The 15,646-nt window shown below is 74.3% G+C and carries 15 protein-coding genes; 3 read left to right on the top strand and 12 right to left on the bottom strand.

Features of this window, described 5'->3' with window-relative positions:
* Nucleotides 1-164: 164 nt before the first annotated feature.
* The 4 genes from ACWDRR_RS35340 to bldG form a co-directional block, all read right to left on the bottom strand.
* Nucleotides 165-875, bottom strand: coding sequence for a hypothetical protein (locus ACWDRR_RS35340; RefSeq protein ID WP_449776356.1), 711 nt, complete (start codon nt 873-875; stop codon nt 165-167).
* A gap of 116 nt (nt 876-991) precedes the next feature.
* Nucleotides 992-1,360 carry a cyclophilin-like fold protein gene (locus tag ACWDRR_RS35335; RefSeq protein WP_449776355.1) on the bottom strand — a complete coding sequence of 123 codons (369 nt, stop codon included), beginning with the start codon at nt 1,358-1,360 and terminating at the stop codon, nt 992-994.
* A 289-nt stretch (nt 1,361-1,649) separates the two neighbouring features.
* Nucleotides 1,650-2,066, bottom strand: a complete 417-nt coding sequence (locus ACWDRR_RS35330) for an ATP-binding protein (RefSeq protein ID WP_449776354.1) — start codon at nt 2,064-2,066, stop codon at nt 1,650-1,652.
* A gap of 158 nt (nt 2,067-2,224) precedes the next feature.
* The gene (bldG, locus tag ACWDRR_RS35325; protein ID WP_148644090.1) at nt 2,225-2,566 is read right to left on the bottom strand and encodes an anti-sigma factor antagonist BldG; all 342 of its coding nucleotides are present in this window, start codon (nt 2,564-2,566) and stop codon (nt 2,225-2,227) included.
* 221 nt (nt 2,567-2,787) lie between these two features.
* Between bldG and ACWDRR_RS35320 the strand changes: the two genes are divergently transcribed.
* On the top strand, nt 2,788-5,235 hold the full coding sequence (locus ACWDRR_RS35320; RefSeq protein ID WP_449776353.1) for a DEAD/DEAH box helicase: 2,448 nt from the start codon (nt 2,788-2,790) through the stop codon (nt 5,233-5,235).
* Here ACWDRR_RS35320 and ACWDRR_RS35315 read toward each other — a convergent pair.
* The 7 genes from ACWDRR_RS35315 to ssd all read right to left on the bottom strand — a co-directional run bounded on the left by ACWDRR_RS35315 (nt 5,230) and on the right by ssd (nt 11,188).
* Nucleotides 5,230-5,712, bottom strand: coding sequence for an Rv3654c family TadE-like protein (locus ACWDRR_RS35315; RefSeq protein WP_449776352.1), 483 nt, complete (start codon nt 5,710-5,712; stop codon nt 5,230-5,232). The two genes, ACWDRR_RS35320 and ACWDRR_RS35315, sit on opposite strands and share 6 nt — an antisense overlap.
* On the bottom strand, nt 5,700-6,140 hold the full coding sequence (locus ACWDRR_RS35310; protein WP_449776351.1) for a TadE family type IV pilus minor pilin: 441 nt from the start codon (nt 6,138-6,140) through the stop codon (nt 5,700-5,702). The genes ACWDRR_RS35315 and ACWDRR_RS35310 overlap by 13 nt, the downstream gene beginning before the upstream one ends.
* Nucleotides 6,130-6,264, bottom strand: a complete 135-nt coding sequence (locus ACWDRR_RS35305) for a DUF4244 domain-containing protein (RefSeq protein ID WP_449776350.1) — start codon at nt 6,262-6,264, stop codon at nt 6,130-6,132. Before ACWDRR_RS35305 ends, ACWDRR_RS35310 begins: the two co-directional genes overlap by 11 nt.
* Before the next feature lie 260 nt (nt 6,265-6,524).
* Nucleotides 6,525-7,001 carry a type II secretion system F family protein gene (locus ACWDRR_RS35300; RefSeq protein WP_449776349.1) on the bottom strand — a complete coding sequence of 159 codons (477 nt, stop codon included), beginning with the start codon at nt 6,999-7,001 and terminating at the stop codon, nt 6,525-6,527.
* A gap of 461 nt (nt 7,002-7,462) precedes the next feature.
* Nucleotides 7,463-8,296 carry a type II secretion system F family protein gene (locus tag ACWDRR_RS35295; RefSeq protein WP_449776348.1) on the bottom strand — a complete coding sequence of 278 codons (834 nt, stop codon included), beginning with the start codon at nt 8,294-8,296 and terminating at the stop codon, nt 7,463-7,465.
* Nucleotides 8,297-8,711: 415 nt separating this feature from the next.
* Nucleotides 8,712-9,980 (bottom strand): TadA family conjugal transfer-associated ATPase, encoded by a 1,269-nt coding sequence (locus ACWDRR_RS35290; protein WP_449776371.1) that lies wholly within the window; start codon nt 9,978-9,980, stop codon nt 8,712-8,714.
* Nucleotides 9,981-10,063: 83 nt separating this feature from the next.
* Entirely contained in the window at nt 10,064-11,188 is a 1,125-nt protein-coding gene (ssd, locus tag ACWDRR_RS35285; protein ID WP_449776347.1) for a septum site-determining protein Ssd, read from the bottom strand.
* Nucleotides 11,189-12,118: 930 nt separating this feature from the next.
* Between ssd and ACWDRR_RS35280 the strand changes: the two genes are divergently transcribed.
* Nucleotides 12,119-12,976, top strand: coding sequence for an HAD family hydrolase (locus ACWDRR_RS35280; protein ID WP_449776370.1), 858 nt, complete (start codon nt 12,119-12,121; stop codon nt 12,974-12,976).
* Between the two features lie 440 nt (nt 12,977-13,416).
* Here ACWDRR_RS35280 and ACWDRR_RS35275 read toward each other — a convergent pair whose 3' ends face one another.
* A complete protein-coding gene (locus ACWDRR_RS35275) occupies nt 13,417-14,310 on the bottom strand; it encodes an oxidoreductase (protein WP_449776346.1) in 894 nt (297 codons plus the stop codon).
* 267 nt (nt 14,311-14,577) lie between these two features.
* Here ACWDRR_RS35275 and ACWDRR_RS35270 point away from each other — a divergent pair, with 267 nt between their 5' ends.
* A complete protein-coding gene (locus tag ACWDRR_RS35270; protein WP_449776345.1) occupies nt 14,578-15,570 on the top strand; it encodes an ATP-binding protein in 993 nt (330 codons plus the stop codon).
* The last annotated feature ends 76 nt before the right edge of the window (nt 15,571-15,646 follow it).

Below are 15,646 nucleotides of genomic sequence, written 5' to 3'. Positions count from 1 at the left end.
GCCATTGTCCCCCGGGCCGCCGGCCCCGCTCCCCCGCCCGACCCGGCCGCACCGCCGGACGACCGGTCCCCACGGGGGTCGAGCCGGGGCGGGTCGGGGCGGCGGCGGGCGGGGGCGGCGGCGGGCGGGGCGGGGGTGGACCGGGCGGCGGTGGACCGGTCGGGTCAGCTCGCCGAGGGGGCGGCGGGGGCGGCAGGGGCCGAGGTCGCGGCGGGGTCCGTCGCGGCCGGGCTGCCCGTCGGGCTCGCGCCGTCCGTCGCGCCGGGCGCGGGGGTGCTGGCGGTGCCGCCGGCGGCCGGGGCGCCGCTCGCCCCGGTGGTCGGCGCCGCGGCGGCCGAGCCGGGCTTGCAGCCCTCCTGCTTGGCCATCGCGGCACCGAGATCGCCACGCTGCAGCTTGGCCTGCGCCTGGGTGGAGAGCGCGCCCAGCTGCTGCAGCTGGTCGGAGACGCTGCGCAGCCCGTCCGCGAACTTCGCCTGGTCGTCGTTGGACAGCGCGTCCAGCTTCTTCTGGACGTCCAGGTAGCCGTCGGCCGCCTTGTTGAGCTCGGCGACGGTGTCCTTCTGGAGGGTCCCGCCGTCGTCGACCTTGGGCGCACCGGCGGAGTTGATGGCCGCGGCGATGTCCTGGTTGGTCTTGGCCAGCCGCCCGATGTCGGCGGAGAGCCGCTTCTGCAGGTCGCCCGGAGTCTCACCGGTCTTCACCTGGCCGGTGTCCGACAGGGCGGTCTGTGCCTGGGCGATCGGGTCCTTGGCCGCGCCGCAGACGTTCGCCGCCCAGGACTCCAGCTGCTTGCTGTTGTCGTCGCCGCAGCCGACGGCGCCGAACGCCAGCAGCACGCCGAGCGCGGGTACGGCCAGCAGTCGCTTGTTCACCGGGAGAAGCCCTTTCGGTCGGTCGTCGAACTGCGAACCTACACGGCTCCCGCCCGGCCCCCGGTTCCCGCCCGCCCCGGCCCGATCGGCCTCCCCCGGCCCCGGCCGCTCCGGACTCAGGCCCGCTCGACCCTGATCGGGTCTCCCGGGCGGACGGTCCGCAGCACTCCGGGGTCTCCGTCCAGGGCACCGAGGATGTTGCAGGGGCTGGCCAGCCGGCACTCCCCGTCCCGCGAGATCGGCGTCGGCCCGAACGGCAGCGCGAGGCTGTCTCCGTCCGTCCAGAACGCCACCGTGCCCGGCTCGACGACCTGCCGGGCACCGTCCTCCCTGGGCACGCTCACCGGCGTCCCGAAGTACACCTCCTCGCCCCAGGTGGCGGCCGACGAACTGATCGGCAGCGCGCCCCAGAGCACCTCGGCGGTGGGGGTGGCCTCAAGCGTGGCGAGCGCCTGACCGGCAGGCCACAGGATGCGAATCCGCATGGGTTCCCTCTTCTACGACAGGCCCGATCACCGATCGGACCCGGTCGTGCCGAGAGCAGGGAACCGCTGAATTCAACAACTTGTCAATGCTTTCCCGCCAGGTGGACCCTCGGACGGACGCCGGAGCGGCCACGGCACGCCGGACGGTGGCGGTGGCGGCGGCCCGAAGCGAAACGCCACCGGGTGCGCGCGGCGGTGACGGGCGAGCGGCCGCGAGGACCGCAGCCGGAACCCCGGAGCCGAAGCACAGGGTCCTGCGTCGGCCGAGGACGAAGGGTCGGTCCGCGCGTCAGAGCGCCATCGCGTCGACCGAGACCGGCCAGCTCATCCGGATCAGGCCACCGCTAGCGCCGCTGGTGACCTCCAGCTCCTCGACCAGCCCGGTGATCACGGCGAGGCCCAGGGTGTCCTCGTCCGGATCGCCCTCGGCAGCGCCCGGGGTCGGAACGGTGGCGGGACCCGCCTCGTCCTCGACCTCGATGAGGAAACGCTTCTCCTGGTCCGTGAGCGCGACCCGGACCGCGCCGGTGATGCCACCGCGCTGGTGCAGGCCGACGGCACGGGAGCACGCCTCACCCACGGCGAGCCGGACTTCGTCGAGCACCGACTCGTCGACCCCGGCTCGTCTTGCCACAGCCGCGGCCACCAGCCGGGCCGTACGGACATGCTCGGGAAGCGCGCTGAATCGAAGTTCGACGGTTGCCATCTCTCCCCCTCGGGGTGTCCGACCGGGGCCGGGCATGCGGGCCCCTACGGGCCGGTCAGAGCCGGCCCCGGGGCGGCCGGGACGGCCGGGGCCACGAGGGCCCCGGCACGACCGGACGCGTGGAACGGGCGGGCCGGCACAGGGCCGGCCCGGCCGGGTCAGTCGGTCGAGTTGACCGCGTCGTCCACCGAGGTGTGGATCGGGAAGACCTTGGTCAGGCCGGTGATGCGGAAGATCTTCAGAATTCGCTCCTGGTTGCACACCAGGCGCAGCGAGCCCTCATGGGCCCGCACTCGCTTCAGACCGCCCACCAGCACGCCCAGACCGGTCGAGTCGAGGAAGTCCACGCCCTCCATGTCGACGACGAGGTGGTAGTTGCCGTCGTTGACGAGCTCGACCAGCTGCTCGCGCAGCTTCGGGGCGGTGTACACATCGATCTCGCCGCCAACCTCGACGACCGTGCGATCGCCGACTGTACGGGTCGACAGGGACAGGTCCACGGAACCTCCAGCACCTTGCCTTGCTACGTCATTGCGATCTTCGGCCGGACGGCCGCCACCGCATGGTCGCGAGCCCCGGGCGCGCCCAGCCACGCGTGGCGAGCCTCAGCGCTGCGACCCCCGGCCGTACGGCCGTCACGGCCACATTCAACCACCTGCGACCATGACCGCACGATGGCTTACGACGATTCTCCGTCACGTCGGTGACACACTGGGTCCTCATGCCGCCCCGTCACAGCCTGCCCGAGGCACTGCTCACGACCCTGTCCACCACCCGGGGGCGGTCGGACCGGCTCACCCATACGGAGCACCTTCCCGCCCGACCAGCCCGTTATTCACCCTGGCCCGACTCGATCCGGTCCGAGATCGTCGACTCCGCCCGGGCGCTGGGTGTGGAACGTCCCTGGGCCCATCAGGCAGAAGCGATGAACCTGGCCAAAAGCGGCCATACTGTGGTGATCGCCACAGGGACCGCTTCGGGCAAGTCGCTCGGTTATCTGGCGCCGGTGCTCAGCGACCTGCTGGACGGCACCGAGGCCCGCAACGGCCGCGGCGCCACCGCGCTGTACCTGGCCCCGACGAAGGCGCTCGCCGCGGACCAGCGGCGGCGGGCCGCCGAACTCGCCCCGCCCAGGGTCCGGCCCGCCCTCTACGACGGCGACACCCCGCCCGAAGAACGCGAGTGGGTCCGCCAGTACGCCTCGTACGTGCTCACCAACCCCGACATGCTGCACCGCGGCATCCTGCCCGCCCACGCGCGCTGGTCCTCCTTCCTCAAGACGCTGCGCTACGTGGTGGTCGACGAGTGCCACAGCTACCGGGGCGTGTTCGGTTCGCACGTCGCCCAGGTGCTGCGACGGCTGCGCCGGATCTGTGCCCGGTACGGCTCCTCACCCACCTTCCTGCTGGCCTCGGCCACCACCGCCGACCCGGCCGCCACCGCCCGCCTGCTCACCGGGCTGCCCGCCGAGGCCGTCACCGAGGACGCCTCTCCGCGCGGTCCGATGGTCTTCGGGCTCTGGGAGCCGCCGCTCACCGAGAACGTCGGCGAGCACGGGGCACCCGTTCGCAGGACGGCCACCGCCGAGGCCGCCCACCTGCTGACCGACCTCGTCGAGCGGCAGATCCGCACCGTCGTCTTCGTCCGCTCCCGCCGCGCCGCCGAACTCGTCGCGCTGCAGACCCAGGACCAGCTCGGCCGGCCGCTCGCCGACCGGGTCGCCGCCTACCGCGGCGGCTACCTCGCCGACGAGCGCCGGGCACTGGAACGCGATCTGCACACCGGCCGGCTGCTCGGCGTCGCCTCCACCTCCGCTCTCGAACTCGGCGTCGACATCTCCGGTCTGGACGCCGTCCTGATGGCCGGATACCCCGGCACCCGTGCCTCGCTCTGGCAGCAGGCAGGGCGGGCCGGGCGGGAGGCCCAGGGCGCGCTGGCCGTCCTGATCGCCCGCGACGACCCGCTGGACACCTACCTGGTGCACCACCCGGAGGCGCTGTTCGCCACGCCCGTGGAAGCCACCGTGCTCGACCCCGACAATCCGCACGTCCTCGCCCCGCACCTGTGCGCGGCGGCCGCCGAGCTCCCGCTAACGGACACCGACCTGGAGCTGTTCGGCCCCTCGACCGGCCCGTTGCTGCCCGTCCTGGAGCAGCGCGGACTGCTCCGCCGGCGCGGTGGCGGGTGGTACTGGACCCGCCGCGAACGGGCGGCCGACGCCGTCGACCTGCGCGGCAGCGGTGGCAACCCGGTGCAGATCGTCGAGGCCCCGACCGGCCGCCTGCTCGGCACGGTGGACGCCTCCGCCGCCCACACCACCGTCCACACCGGGGCCGTCCACATCCACCAGGGGCGCAGCTACCTCGTCCGGGACTTCGACCTGGACAGCTCGGTCGCCCTGGTCGAACCGGCCGACCCGCCCTACACCACGGCCGCCCGCGACATCACCTCCATCTCGGTGCTCTCCACCGACACCTCCGTCGCCTGGGGCGAGGGCCGGCTCAGCTTCGGTTCGGTGGAGGTGGTCAACCAGGTGGTCGGCTACCTCCGCAAACGGATCTCCACCGGGGAGATCATGGGCGAGACCAAGCTCGACCTGCCGCCCCGCACCCTGCGGACCCGCGCCGTCTGGTGGTCCGTCACCGAGGACCAGCTGCTCGACGCGGACATCCCGCCCGACCAGCTCCCCGGGGCCGCCCACGCCGCCGAGCACGCCTCCATCGGCCTGCTGCCGCTCTTCGCCACCTGCGACCGCTGGGACATCGGCGGCGTCTCGGTACCGCTGCACCCCGACACCCAGCTGCCCACCGTGTTCGTCTACGACGGCCACGCGGGCGGGGCCGGCTTCGCCGAGCGCGGCTTCCAGCGCGCCGCCCAGTGGCTGACCGCCACCCGGGAGGCGATCGCCGCCTGCGAGTGCGAGCGCGGCTGCCCGTCCTGCGTGCAGTCGCCCAAGTGCGGCAACGGCAACGAGCCGCTGGACAAGGCGGCTGCCGTCCGACTGCTCGATGTCCTGCTGTCCGGCGCGCCCGCGGTCGACGGGGACCAGGACGGGGGCCGGGACTGGGGCCGAGACAGGACCCGGGATCAAGCCCAGGGCCGGTCCCGGGGCGGGGCCGGGGGCGAAGCACGGGGCGGGGCGGCAGAGCCCCCCAGCGGGGACTCATGACCCGCCCGCCGTCGCACTGACGTCCTCGTCCGTCACGGTGGCCGCGGCGCGGACCGGACCTGCTCGGGAACGCGCCCGGGCCGGTCCGATCGGCAGGTCCACCGGCACTCCGCCGATCCGGACCTCCGCCACCACCTCGACGGCGTCCGCCTCCCGGTCCACCGTGCAGGCCACCAGGGTGGCCGCCTGCGCCTGCGCGATCCCGGCCGCCCGCCCGCACCCGCCGTCCGGGTCCAACAACAGCCGGTCGGCCGCCGCGAGGGCCGCCAGGTCGGCGGCGGACTCGGCCCGGTGGCGGGCACCCACCACCGCGCCGACCGAGAGGGTCGCGGCGAACGTCGCACAGCCGAGCACCGCGAACGCGATCAGCCAGACCGTCGCGGAGCCGCCGTCGGGCGGACGCCCCACCGCCGTGCGGGTGGCCCGGGCCCGGGCCACCCGGCCCATCACGGCCACGACCGGGCTCAGGACGGCCATGGGCCCGCACCTCCTCCGGTGCCCGCCAGGGTGTCCTCGCGCGCCGCCACGGCAGCCGCGCCGAGCCGTACGGAGAGCAGGCCGGCGAGCCTGCCCGGGGCCGCCGACGGCGCGTCCACCGTGACCCGAACCGTGTCGGCCTCGACGGCCACCCGAACGGCCGCCCCGGGCGGGGCTGCCGCGCGGGCGATCTCGGCGGCGTCCGCCTCCCCGCGCGCGGCCGCCCGGGCACCCACCCGCGCCGCGTCGACGCATCGGATCTGCGCAGCCGCCGCCAGCACACCCCAGATCAGCATCACGGCGAGCAGGACGAGTGCCGGCAACGCCACCGCCGTCTCCGCCGTGACGAAGCCCGCGTCACGACGGCGGGTTCGTGCCGACCGAGCGGACCCGCCCGATCGCCCGGTGGACGGCCCGTCACGTCGCATGGAGCGCCCGGTCCAGGAGTTCGGTCAGCGCACCGAGGATGGCCGGGCTGGTCACCACCTTGTAGAGCCCGGCGGCCAGCGCACACGCCCCGAGCGTGCCCACGGCGTATTCGGCGGTGGTCATTCCGGCATCCGACCTGCTCCTGGCACGGGCCGCCCGACGGATCCGGACCGCCGCCCAGCGGCCCCGACGGCGACACACACCGACCAGGTGCCGGCACGGACGCCCGGCGCCGACGGACCTACGCGTGATCACTGCAGTCATGTCTCTCTCCTTGGGTTTCCTGCCGCCTGAGACCGACCGGCGGCCCCACCTGCGACTTCTCGCACGGCGGCTGCTTCGTCTTGCGACTTCTCGTACTTCGGACTGTTCTTGACGCTGCTTCAGATCGAACGGGCGAAGCCGGCGGTGAGCCCCATGACCACCGGAACCACGCTGATCAGCACGAACGCGGGGAGGAAGCAGAGCCCGAGCGGTGCTGTGGCGAGCACCCCGGCACGACGGACCCGGGTGTGCGCCGCGCGCACGGCCGCGCTCCGACAGGCCTGCGCCAACCCGATCAGCTGTCCCGTCGCCGGCGCTCCGCTGAGACTCGTCCGGACCAGGCAGCGTGCCAGTGGCGCCAGAGCCGGATGCTCCTCACCCAGCCGGTTCCAGCAGAGCTCCGGCGGTGCCCCCAGGGCCAGTTCGGCCGCGATGGTCACCAGCCGAGGACCCATCGGGGCGCCGACGCTCCGGCCGACCGCCGCCACCGCCGTGGCGGGAGAGGCGGCCGACCCGAGGCAGGCCGCGAGCAGCTCTGCCGTGAAGGGGAGTTGCCGGGCGAGCTGCTCCTCCTCCCACGCGAACCGTCGCTCCACCGGGGACCGTGCCCCGGACAGCCGTCGGTACAGACCCACGGCCAACAGGGCGCCCGCCACCACCCCGGCCCCGCCGCCGAGCACCGCTGCCGCCCCGGCCCCGGCGCAGGCCGCCACCACCGCCCGCCGCAGGTGCCCCGCCGAGGCCGCACCCGGTGCGGCGGAGCCGGCTTTCCGCAGGGCCCACCCCCGCCGGCCGAGCGGCCGCCTGTCCAGCCGCCCGCCCGGCCCCTCGGCCCGCGCCGTGCCCGGCGACTCACCCTGCGCGGCCCGGATCTGCCATCGGGCCCGAGCGAGGGGACCGGCTCGGCAGCGGGCCCGGGAGCGAGCCCCGGACCGGCCGCCGAAGCCGAGCAGGGCGACCGCCCTCCGACGCCCGGCCTGCCCGTCCGCCCATCGGTACAGAAACAGCGCTCCTGCCCCCAGACCCGCTACGAGGGCGACCCGCTCGGCGCCGGTCGTCACGCCGACGCCGTCTCGGCCCGGAACGAACCGCTGGGCCGTCCGGGCCGGGCCCGCGTGCGGGAGATCCCGCACCGCCACCCGCCGCCATCGAGCCGGTCACCGGAGCCGGAGCCGGGCTTGCCCCCGGCCACGCTCGCACCTCGGCCCCCGACCACGGCCTCGGCAGCCGCCCGCCCGCCGCCCAGAGGGTCCTCCAGGGCGCCCTGTGAGGCCGCCCGGACGATCCGGGCCGTCCACACCACACCCAGCCCCTCCAAAGCCGCTCCGCCCACCAGGCAGGCGAGCCCGGCCGGCGTGTGCAGCAGAACGGTCACCGGCCGGGCCCCGAGCGACGCACCGAGCAGCAACCCGGCGACGGGCAGCGCCGCCAGAACGGCGACCGTCGTTCGCGGCGCGGCCAACTCGGCGTCGATCTCCTCCGCCAGCGCGCGCTCGGCGCGCAGGGCCTCGGCGACCCCGTCCAGTCCGGCGGCCAGCCCCGCGCCCCCGTCGGACGTGACCCGCCAGCAGGCGGCGATCGCAGTCGCCCCACGTCCGCCCGGCAACTCCGCGAGCAGTTGGAAGGCCCCGGGCACGTCTCCGCCGTACCGACCGGCCGCGAGCCGGGCCACCGGCTCCAGACCGATCCGGCGCAGGGCCTCGCCGTCTTCGGCGAGACGCGTGGTCACCATGTGCAGCGCCTGCTCCGGCGTGGCCCCGCTCCGCAGCTCCCCCGCCAGAGCCGCGCAGAGGTCCACCACCGCGGTGGCCCGCTGCCGAGCCTCCGCCTCCACCGCGCGGCGCAGCCGCCAGCGCCGCAACGGGAGGAAGGCCAGCACGGCGGCCAGCACCGGGACTGGCGAGGCCGTCGCCTGCGCGACTCCCAACCCGCCGGGCAGGAGCAGCAGTTCCGGTGTCAGCCACCCCGGCCAACGGACCGGCGTGGCCGGGCCGCCTCCGGCTGCCCTCGGCCAGGGCCACAGGGGCGTCGGCGTACCACCGCTCCCTCCTCCTCCCCCACCGCTGCCACCGGCGAGCAGGAGCCTGGACCGCCTGCCACCCGTCGCCTGCCGCTGCAGAGCCCACCACCCCGCCAATGCCACCACACAGAGCATCGCCACCCAGCACAACTGGAACTGACTTCTCGTCATGTCATTCACCCCTCTCCTCGCTCACCCTTGCCACGCCACAGCCCCAGCAGCGCCACAGCGCCCGTCACGCACCCGCAGATCAGCAGGCCGAACGCCACCTCGGCCGCGCCCGCGATCACGGCGGGCCTTCCGGGAGCACCGCCCCCACGGCCACCCCGCGGGTCGCGAGCAGCCGGAGAAGGCGATCCCGGCCGACCCCGGGCACGGTGGCGCCGGCCGCCGTGAATGCCACCGCCGGGGTGGTGACGGCCAGCCCGTCGCGGTCGCCGGACAGCATGTGGATCTCGGCGACCCGGCGCCGCCCGGAGGCCGGCTCCCGCACCAGGTGCACCACCACGTCCAGTGCGGCCCGGAGTTGGCTGTGCAGTGCCGCCCGGTCCAGCCCCGCGAGCGATCCGAGCGCCTCCAACCTGACCGGCACGTCCGCCGCCGCGTTCGCGTGCACGGTGCCGCAGCCGCCCTCGTGGCCGGTGTTCAACGCGGCCAGCAAGTCCGACACTTCGGCTCCGCGGACTTCTCCCACCACCAGGCGGTCGGGCCGCATCCGCAGCGCCTGGCGGACGAGGTCCCGCAGAGTCAGCTCACCGAGCCCCTCCTGGTTGGGCGGCCGGCTCTGCAGCCGGACCACATGGGGATGGGCGGGTTCCAGTTCGGCGGAGTCCTCGACCACGATGATGCGCTCGCCGGCCCCGGCCAGCCCGAGCAGGGCTGCCAGCAGGGTGGTCTTGCCCGTCCCCGTGCCACCGCTGATCAGCAGGGAGAGCCGGGCCCGCAGGATGCCGGCCAGCAGCTCGGCACCGGCTGCGGGCAGCGCACCGCCGGCCACCAACTCGTCGAGCGTGAAGGGGCGGGGCCGGCAGACCCGCAGCGAGATGTGGGTGCACCCGGTCGCGATCGGCGGCAGTACCGCGTGCAGCCGGGTGCCGTCCGGAAGCCGCGCGTCCACCCAGGGCCGCGCGTCGTCGAGTCTGCGCCCCGCCGCCGTGGCGAGCCGGTGGGCCAGCCGGCGGACCGCCTCGGCATCGGCGAAGCGAACGCCGGCGGCCCTGCGCAGACCGCCGCCCCGGTCGACCCACACCTCGTCCGGCCCGTTGACGAGGACGTCCGTGACATCGGGCGCCGACAGCAGCCGGTCCAGCGGGCCCGCACCCACCAGCTCGGCGCGCAACGAGCGCACGGTGTCGAGGACTTCGTCGCCGCCGAGCGGCGGGCGGGTGGCCCGCAACACCGCCGCGACGGATCCGGCCGTCGGCGCGGCGCCCGACTCGGCCAGCCTGAGCCGTACGGCGTCGACCAGCGCCGCCGTCCGCTCCTCCCGGGCCGTTCGCCCGTAGGGGGGCGGCTCCGGCCCCGGGCCCTGCCCCGACGGCCCCGCGGCCGCCACAACACTGCGGAGCGGCCGGCGCTCCCGCACACCGGGGCTGCGCCCGGTGGCGATCGCCCTTCCCGCACCTCGAAGGCGAACCATCAGTACACACCTCCTCCGACCGCCGGAACCGGCGGCAGCACCTCGTCCAGGAAGGCCTCGCAGAAGCGCGCCAGCGGTCCGTCCGTACGGATCCCGGGCGGCACGCCCTGCTCGACGTCGGCGGCCAGCCCGGGCTCCGGCTCCAACTCCCCCGCGAGCTGGAGCCGCAGCCCCCGCGCGATCCGGTGGGCCGGGAGCCCGAAGGGCCGCAGCGGGCGCACCACGGCCCGTACGTCGTCGAGTCGCATCCGCACGGACGCCGCGATCCGGTCGGCGGCCGCAACGGCGCGCAGTTCGGCCGGCACCACCAGGAGCGCCGTGTCGGACTGCTCCAGTGCCTGCCCGGCGGCCGGGTCGAGCCGGCGCGGCACGTCGACCACGACCAGCCCGCCCCGGCGCCGGGCGGCGGCCAGCACGCTGCGCATGGCCTCGGGGGGCACGGCGAGCGTGTCGCCGCGGTCCCAGGACAGGCAGGAGAGCGAGCTCAGCCGTTTGAGCACCGGCAGTGCCTTGGCCAGCTCGGCGCCACTGACCCGGCCCCGCGACCCGGCCAGGTCGGGCCAGCGCAGACCGCCGGCCGTCTCGCCGCCGAGCAGGATGTCGAGCCCGCCGCCCAGCGGATCGCCGTCGACGAGTATGGTCCGCCGGCCCGTGCGCGCGGCCGTGACCGCCAGCGCACAGGCCAGGGTGGACGCGCCGGCGCCGCCCCGGCCGCCGAGCACCGCGACGGTGAGCGCCGGTGTGCCGATGCCCTCGGTGGCGTCGGCGATCCGGTCGAGCAGCCAGGCTTCGGCATCCGGCAGGAACAGCACGTGCTCGGCGCCGAGTTGAACGGCTCTCACCCAGATTCCGGGGTCGTCCAGGTCCAGCCCGAGCAGCAGCACCCCGGTCCGGCGGGGAAGCCCGGCGCATCGCTCGGCCTGGTCGTCCCCGACCAGCACGAGCGGCGAACCCTCCCAGAGCCCGCGCGTCGGCGGGGCTCCCCGGATCAGCTGTGGTTCGGTGCCGGCGGCGGCGCAGAGCCGCAGCATGTGCTCGGCCAGGCCTTCGTCCTCGGTGACGACGAGCGGGCCGGCGGCCTCCGGGCCGTGCGCGGCTGCGTGATCGGTGAGTGGTGTCGACATGACGGTCTCCCCTGTGCGGCGCCCTGCCGCGTTGAGCGGTACGGGCGCACATCCGGACGGACGCGGCGGGCGATCGCCCGGCCGATCCCGTAGGGCTCGCCCGGCAACCGCTGCCGTCCATCACGGTGGGGGGTGATCCGGATTCCGTCAGCCCGGTTCCGATTCCCTGTGGATAACTCGGGGCTGTGGATAAGTACGTTCACTCGGACAGGGGGCTATTGAGCAAAGAATTGACGAATCGGCCTCACCGAGAAGAACCGGCAGATCACAGAGAGCCGGAACGGCCGGCATCCGTCGGAGCCTCCCGAACACGCTCCGGGGCTTCTTCACGTCCTCTTCGAAGCGCCTCGGGAACGTCTTCGGAGTCGGGACGGGGCATCGGCAACTCTGAGCAACCGGCGACGGAGAGTAACGAAAGCGGGTCGGTGCATCCTCGACCCGACACCCCCTGTAGATCACCACCGGGCCGACCGCAGAGCCGTCCGCAAGAGCCGTTCAAGCCCTGAAAATGGCCCCGGACGTGCGACGACCCCCGCCGGGGGGGAGAGCGGGGGTCGTCTATCCACAGCCCGACTCGGGGGGGAGGAGCCGGACCGGGTTAGCACGGTCGCGAACGATCCGTGACTTCCATGGTGTACCCGAGCGGCCAGAAACACAAACCCGCGCGCCCATGAGTACGCCGAATGGCGGGCCGTTTTGCGGTGCCCTCTATCCTCGGTTCCCGTGGACACCACCGAGAACGCCGACGAGTACGCCGACGAGTCCCCGGACTCCACCGCCGAGACCGCCGACACCGTAGAGACCGCCGGGACCGCAGGGGCGGCCGAGGCCGCCGAGAACATCGAGCGCCCGGCGACCACCGAGCAGGCCGGGAGCGCCGGGGCGGCCCCGAACACCGCGGCCGCCGGGCAGAGCGGGCCTGCCGCGACCGTGGAGCCCGACGGGCCCGCCCCGGCCGACCTCCCGACGGCTCGCCCGCGCCCGGCCGGCCCCAGGACGGCCGCCTTCTTCGACCTCGACAAGACCATCATCGCCAAGTCGAGCGCCCTGGCCTTCAGCCGGCCCTTCTACCAGGGCGGCCTGATCAACCGTCGGGCCGTCCTGCGCAGCGCGTACGCCCAGTTCGTCTTCCTGGTCGGCGGCGCGGACCACGACCAGATGGAGAAGATGCGCGAGTACCTCTCCGCGCTCACCCGGGGCTGGAACGTCCAGCAGGTCCGCGAAATCGTCGCCGAGACCCTGCACAACCTGATCGATCCGATCATCTACGACGAGGCCGCCTCACTGATCGAGCAGCACCACGCCGCCGGCCGCGACGTGGTCATCGTCAGCAGCTCCGGCTCCGAGGTGGTCGAGCCGATCGGCGCCCTGCTCGGCGCGGACCACGTGATCGCCACCCGGCTGAAGATCGAGGACGGCCGCTACACCGGCGAGATCGAGTACTACGCCTACGCCGAGAACAAGGCCGCCGCCATCCGGGAGTTGGCCGAGGTCGAGGGCTACGACCTCGCCCAGTGCTACGCGTACAGCGACTCCTCGACCGACCTGCCGCTGCTGGAGGCGGTGGGCCATCCGTCCGCCGTCAATCCGGACCGTGCGCTGCGCAAGGAGGCGGTGGCCCGCGAGTGGCCGGTGCTGGTCTTCGACCGCCCGGTGGAACTGCGGCGGCGGCTCCCGGAATTCTCCGCGCCGAGCGGCTCGGTGCTGACGGCCGTGGCGATCGGCGCGGCCGTGCTGACCGCCGGCGTGATCTGGTACGCGGCGCGGCGACGCCGACCGGCGGCCTGAGGGCGCGCGCGGCGGCGGCCGGTGCACCGGGCGGGCGGGGCGCCCAGCCCGTACGCCCAGCGGCCACTGCGTGCGCCCCGCCCCAGAGGGTGGCGTACCAGCTCGTTTGGGACAAAACGGGCAAAAGCCGAAGACTTCTCGTTTCGGGTTCCCCTTTCCCCCGAAACGCGATACAAATGAAGCACGGCCCGCGAGACCCGGTCAGGACCGAAGAGGTCAAACCGACAACGCAGTTCAGGCCCCACGGACCGCACGTACAGATAGTCGAGCACCCACATGCAGCCGACCCGCTGTCGGGCCGCCGCACCAGACGAACGGGCAGGATCCCCGTCTGATGGGCACTTCCGGTGCATGCATGGTCACCCGGCACCTGTACCAGCGGCGGCATCCGGCAGGATCGGGTGCCGCCGCATCTCTCTGCCCCGGGCCGCGCGGTCCGGTCAGACCATGCCGCGCTGCATCGCCTCGCAGACCGCCGTACTCTCCCGCACGCCGAGCCGCAACGCCCGCCCGCAGTGGGCGATCCAGGCCGCCAGACCTTCCGGCGTGCCGGCCAGATAGCCGGCCAGCGCACGCCGGTAGGCGTCCGTACCGAGCTCGGCGAAGCCGACCTCGGCCGGGCAGATCGACTTCGGGTCGAGCCCCTCGGCGATCAGCACGATCCGCTGCGCGGCCCGCGCGATCACACCGTTGTGCGAGCCGAACGGACGCAGCGCCAACAGCTCCCCGTGCACCACCGAGGCCACCACCAGGGCCGGCGTTCCGACGCCCTGCCCCTCGGCGCGCGCGATCAGCAGCCGGGAGAGCTGGTCGAGCCGGGCGGCGACCTCCTCCGCCCCGGGGGCCGGCGGCAGCTCGACCGCCGGTCCGGCCGGAGCGGCCTCCACCTCGACGCTCTCCACCGGCTCGAGCTCCAGCGGGAACAGGGCTTCCACGCCCTCTCCGGCCTGCCGCGGCCGCCCCGCCGCGAGGTCGGCGTCGCCGACCGCCAGCAGATGCAGCCGGGCCAGCACCTGGAGCGGGGAGTGCCGCCAGATGCTCAGCAGCTGACCCGCTTCGGCCGCGATCCGCAGGGCCGCGCCGACCGTACGGGACTCGGGGTCGGCGCTGAAGTCGGTACGGCGCCGGACCTCCTCCAGCGGCCAGTCCGCCCCGGCCAGTGCCGCCGAGGCGCGGGCACCGCGCAGCGCGGACTCGGAGGTGACCTCGTCCGCTCGGCGGCGCATCACCCGGTGGCCGTAGAGGCGGTCGACGGCCTTGCGCACCTCGGCCACCGCGTCGGGCACCCCGGGGAGCTGGGCCAGCGGGGCGAGGGGATCTGTTCCAGTGCTCACCTACCCGAGAGTAATGAACGAGGCGCCCCTCCCGGAACAGCAACCCCGCATCACCCGTTAGAGGCAATCCTCACTTCCCTTCGACGGTGAACCCGAAACCGCGGATAGCATGGCCACTATCGGAGACGATAACGATTTCCAACTCCGGAGATCGTCGGCCTCGGCGCAGCGCGCAAGCGACCTGGAAGGGCGCTGCGGAAGCGGCCCGGAAGAGGCCCGAGCAGGCGGCCCCGAGGTCGGGCCCCAGAGCGAGAGCGGGAGTCCCAGGTGAAGATCGCCTTCGTCGGCAAGGGCGGCAGCGGCAAGACCACGCTGTCCTCACTGTTCATCCGCCATCTGGCCGCCGCGGGCCGGCCGGTCATCGCCGTCGATGCCGACATCAACCAGCACCTCGGCCCCGCGCTGGGCCTGACGGACGCTCAGGCCGAGGAGCTGCCGTCCCTCGGCGCCCACCTGCCCGAGATCAAGGAGTACCTGCGCGGGGACAACCCGCTGATCCGGTCCGCCGAGGAGATGATCAAGACCACGCCGCCCGGCCGGGGTTCGCGCCTGCTGCGGATCGTCGAGGAGAACCCGGTGTACGCGGCCTGCGCCCGCCCGATCGCGCTCGACGAAGGGTCGGTGCGACTGCTGGCGACCGGCGCCTTCACCGAGGAGGACCTCGGGGTGGCCTGCTACCACTCCAAGGTCGGCGCGGTCGAGCTGCTGCTCAACCACCTGGTCGACGGCCGGGACGAGTACGTGGTCACCGACATGACGGCGGGCTCCGACTCCTTCGCGTCCGGGCTGTTCACCCGCTTCGACCTGACCTTCCTGGTGGCCGAGCCGACCCGCAAGGGCGTCTCGGTGTACCGCCAGTACAAGGACTACGCCCGCGACTTCGGCGTCCGGCTCCGCGTGGTCGGCAACAAGGTGCAGAGCTCCGACGATCTGGAGTTCCTCCGCGCCGAGGTCGGGGACGACCTGCTGACCACCTTCGGGCAGTCCGACTGGGTGCGCCGGCTGGAGCGGGGCGCCGAACCGCCGCTTCGGACCCTGGAGCCCGGCAACCGGGCGGTACTGGAGCAACTGCGCGCCGAGGCGGACACCGCCCACGGCCGGCGGGACGCCCTCCGCTACACCGAGCAGGCCGTCCTCTTCCACCTCCGCAATGCGGAGAGCTGGGCCAACGCGAAGGTCGGCATCGACCTCGCCACCCAGGTGGACCGCGACTTCGTGCTGGGCGCAGAGCAGCCCGCCCCGGCAGGCGCCCACGCCTGACGGCCGCCACCCCGGCTCCGCCGCCCCCGGGCCGCCGCCCCCGGGCCGCCACCGCCGCCCCACGCCGCAGACGGGC

The organism is Kitasatospora sp. NPDC003701, assembly GCF_053587085.1.
The sequence above is the reverse complement of the archived record's forward strand: the minus strand, read 5'-3'. Positions and strand labels throughout refer to the sequence as shown.

Excerpts from the sequence above, each read along its gene's own strand:
- ssd (WP_449776347.1), bottom strand. The coding sequence starts at position 11,188 with ATGTCGACACCACTCACCGATCACGCAGCCGCGCACGGCCCGGAGGCC.
- ACWDRR_RS35315 (WP_449776352.1), bottom strand. The coding sequence starts at position 5,712 with ATGGCCGTCCTGAGCCCGGTCGTGGCCGTGATGGGCCGGGTGGCCCGG.
- ACWDRR_RS35320 (WP_449776353.1), top strand. The coding sequence starts at position 2,788 with ATGCCGCCCCGTCACAGCCTGCCCGAGGCACTGCTCACGACCCTGTCC.
- ACWDRR_RS35305 (WP_449776350.1), bottom strand. The coding sequence starts at position 6,264 with ATGACCACCGCCGAATACGCCGTGGGCACGCTCGGGGCGTGTGCGCTG.
- ACWDRR_RS35330 (WP_449776354.1), bottom strand. The coding sequence starts at position 2,066 with ATGGCAACCGTCGAACTTCGATTCAGCGCGCTTCCCGAGCATGTCCGT.
- ACWDRR_RS35310 (WP_449776351.1), bottom strand. The coding sequence starts at position 6,140 with ATGCGACGTGACGGGCCGTCCACCGGGCGATCGGGCGGGTCCGCTCGG.
- ACWDRR_RS35335 (WP_449776355.1), bottom strand. The coding sequence starts at position 1,360 with ATGCGGATTCGCATCCTGTGGCCTGCCGGTCAGGCGCTCGCCACGCTT.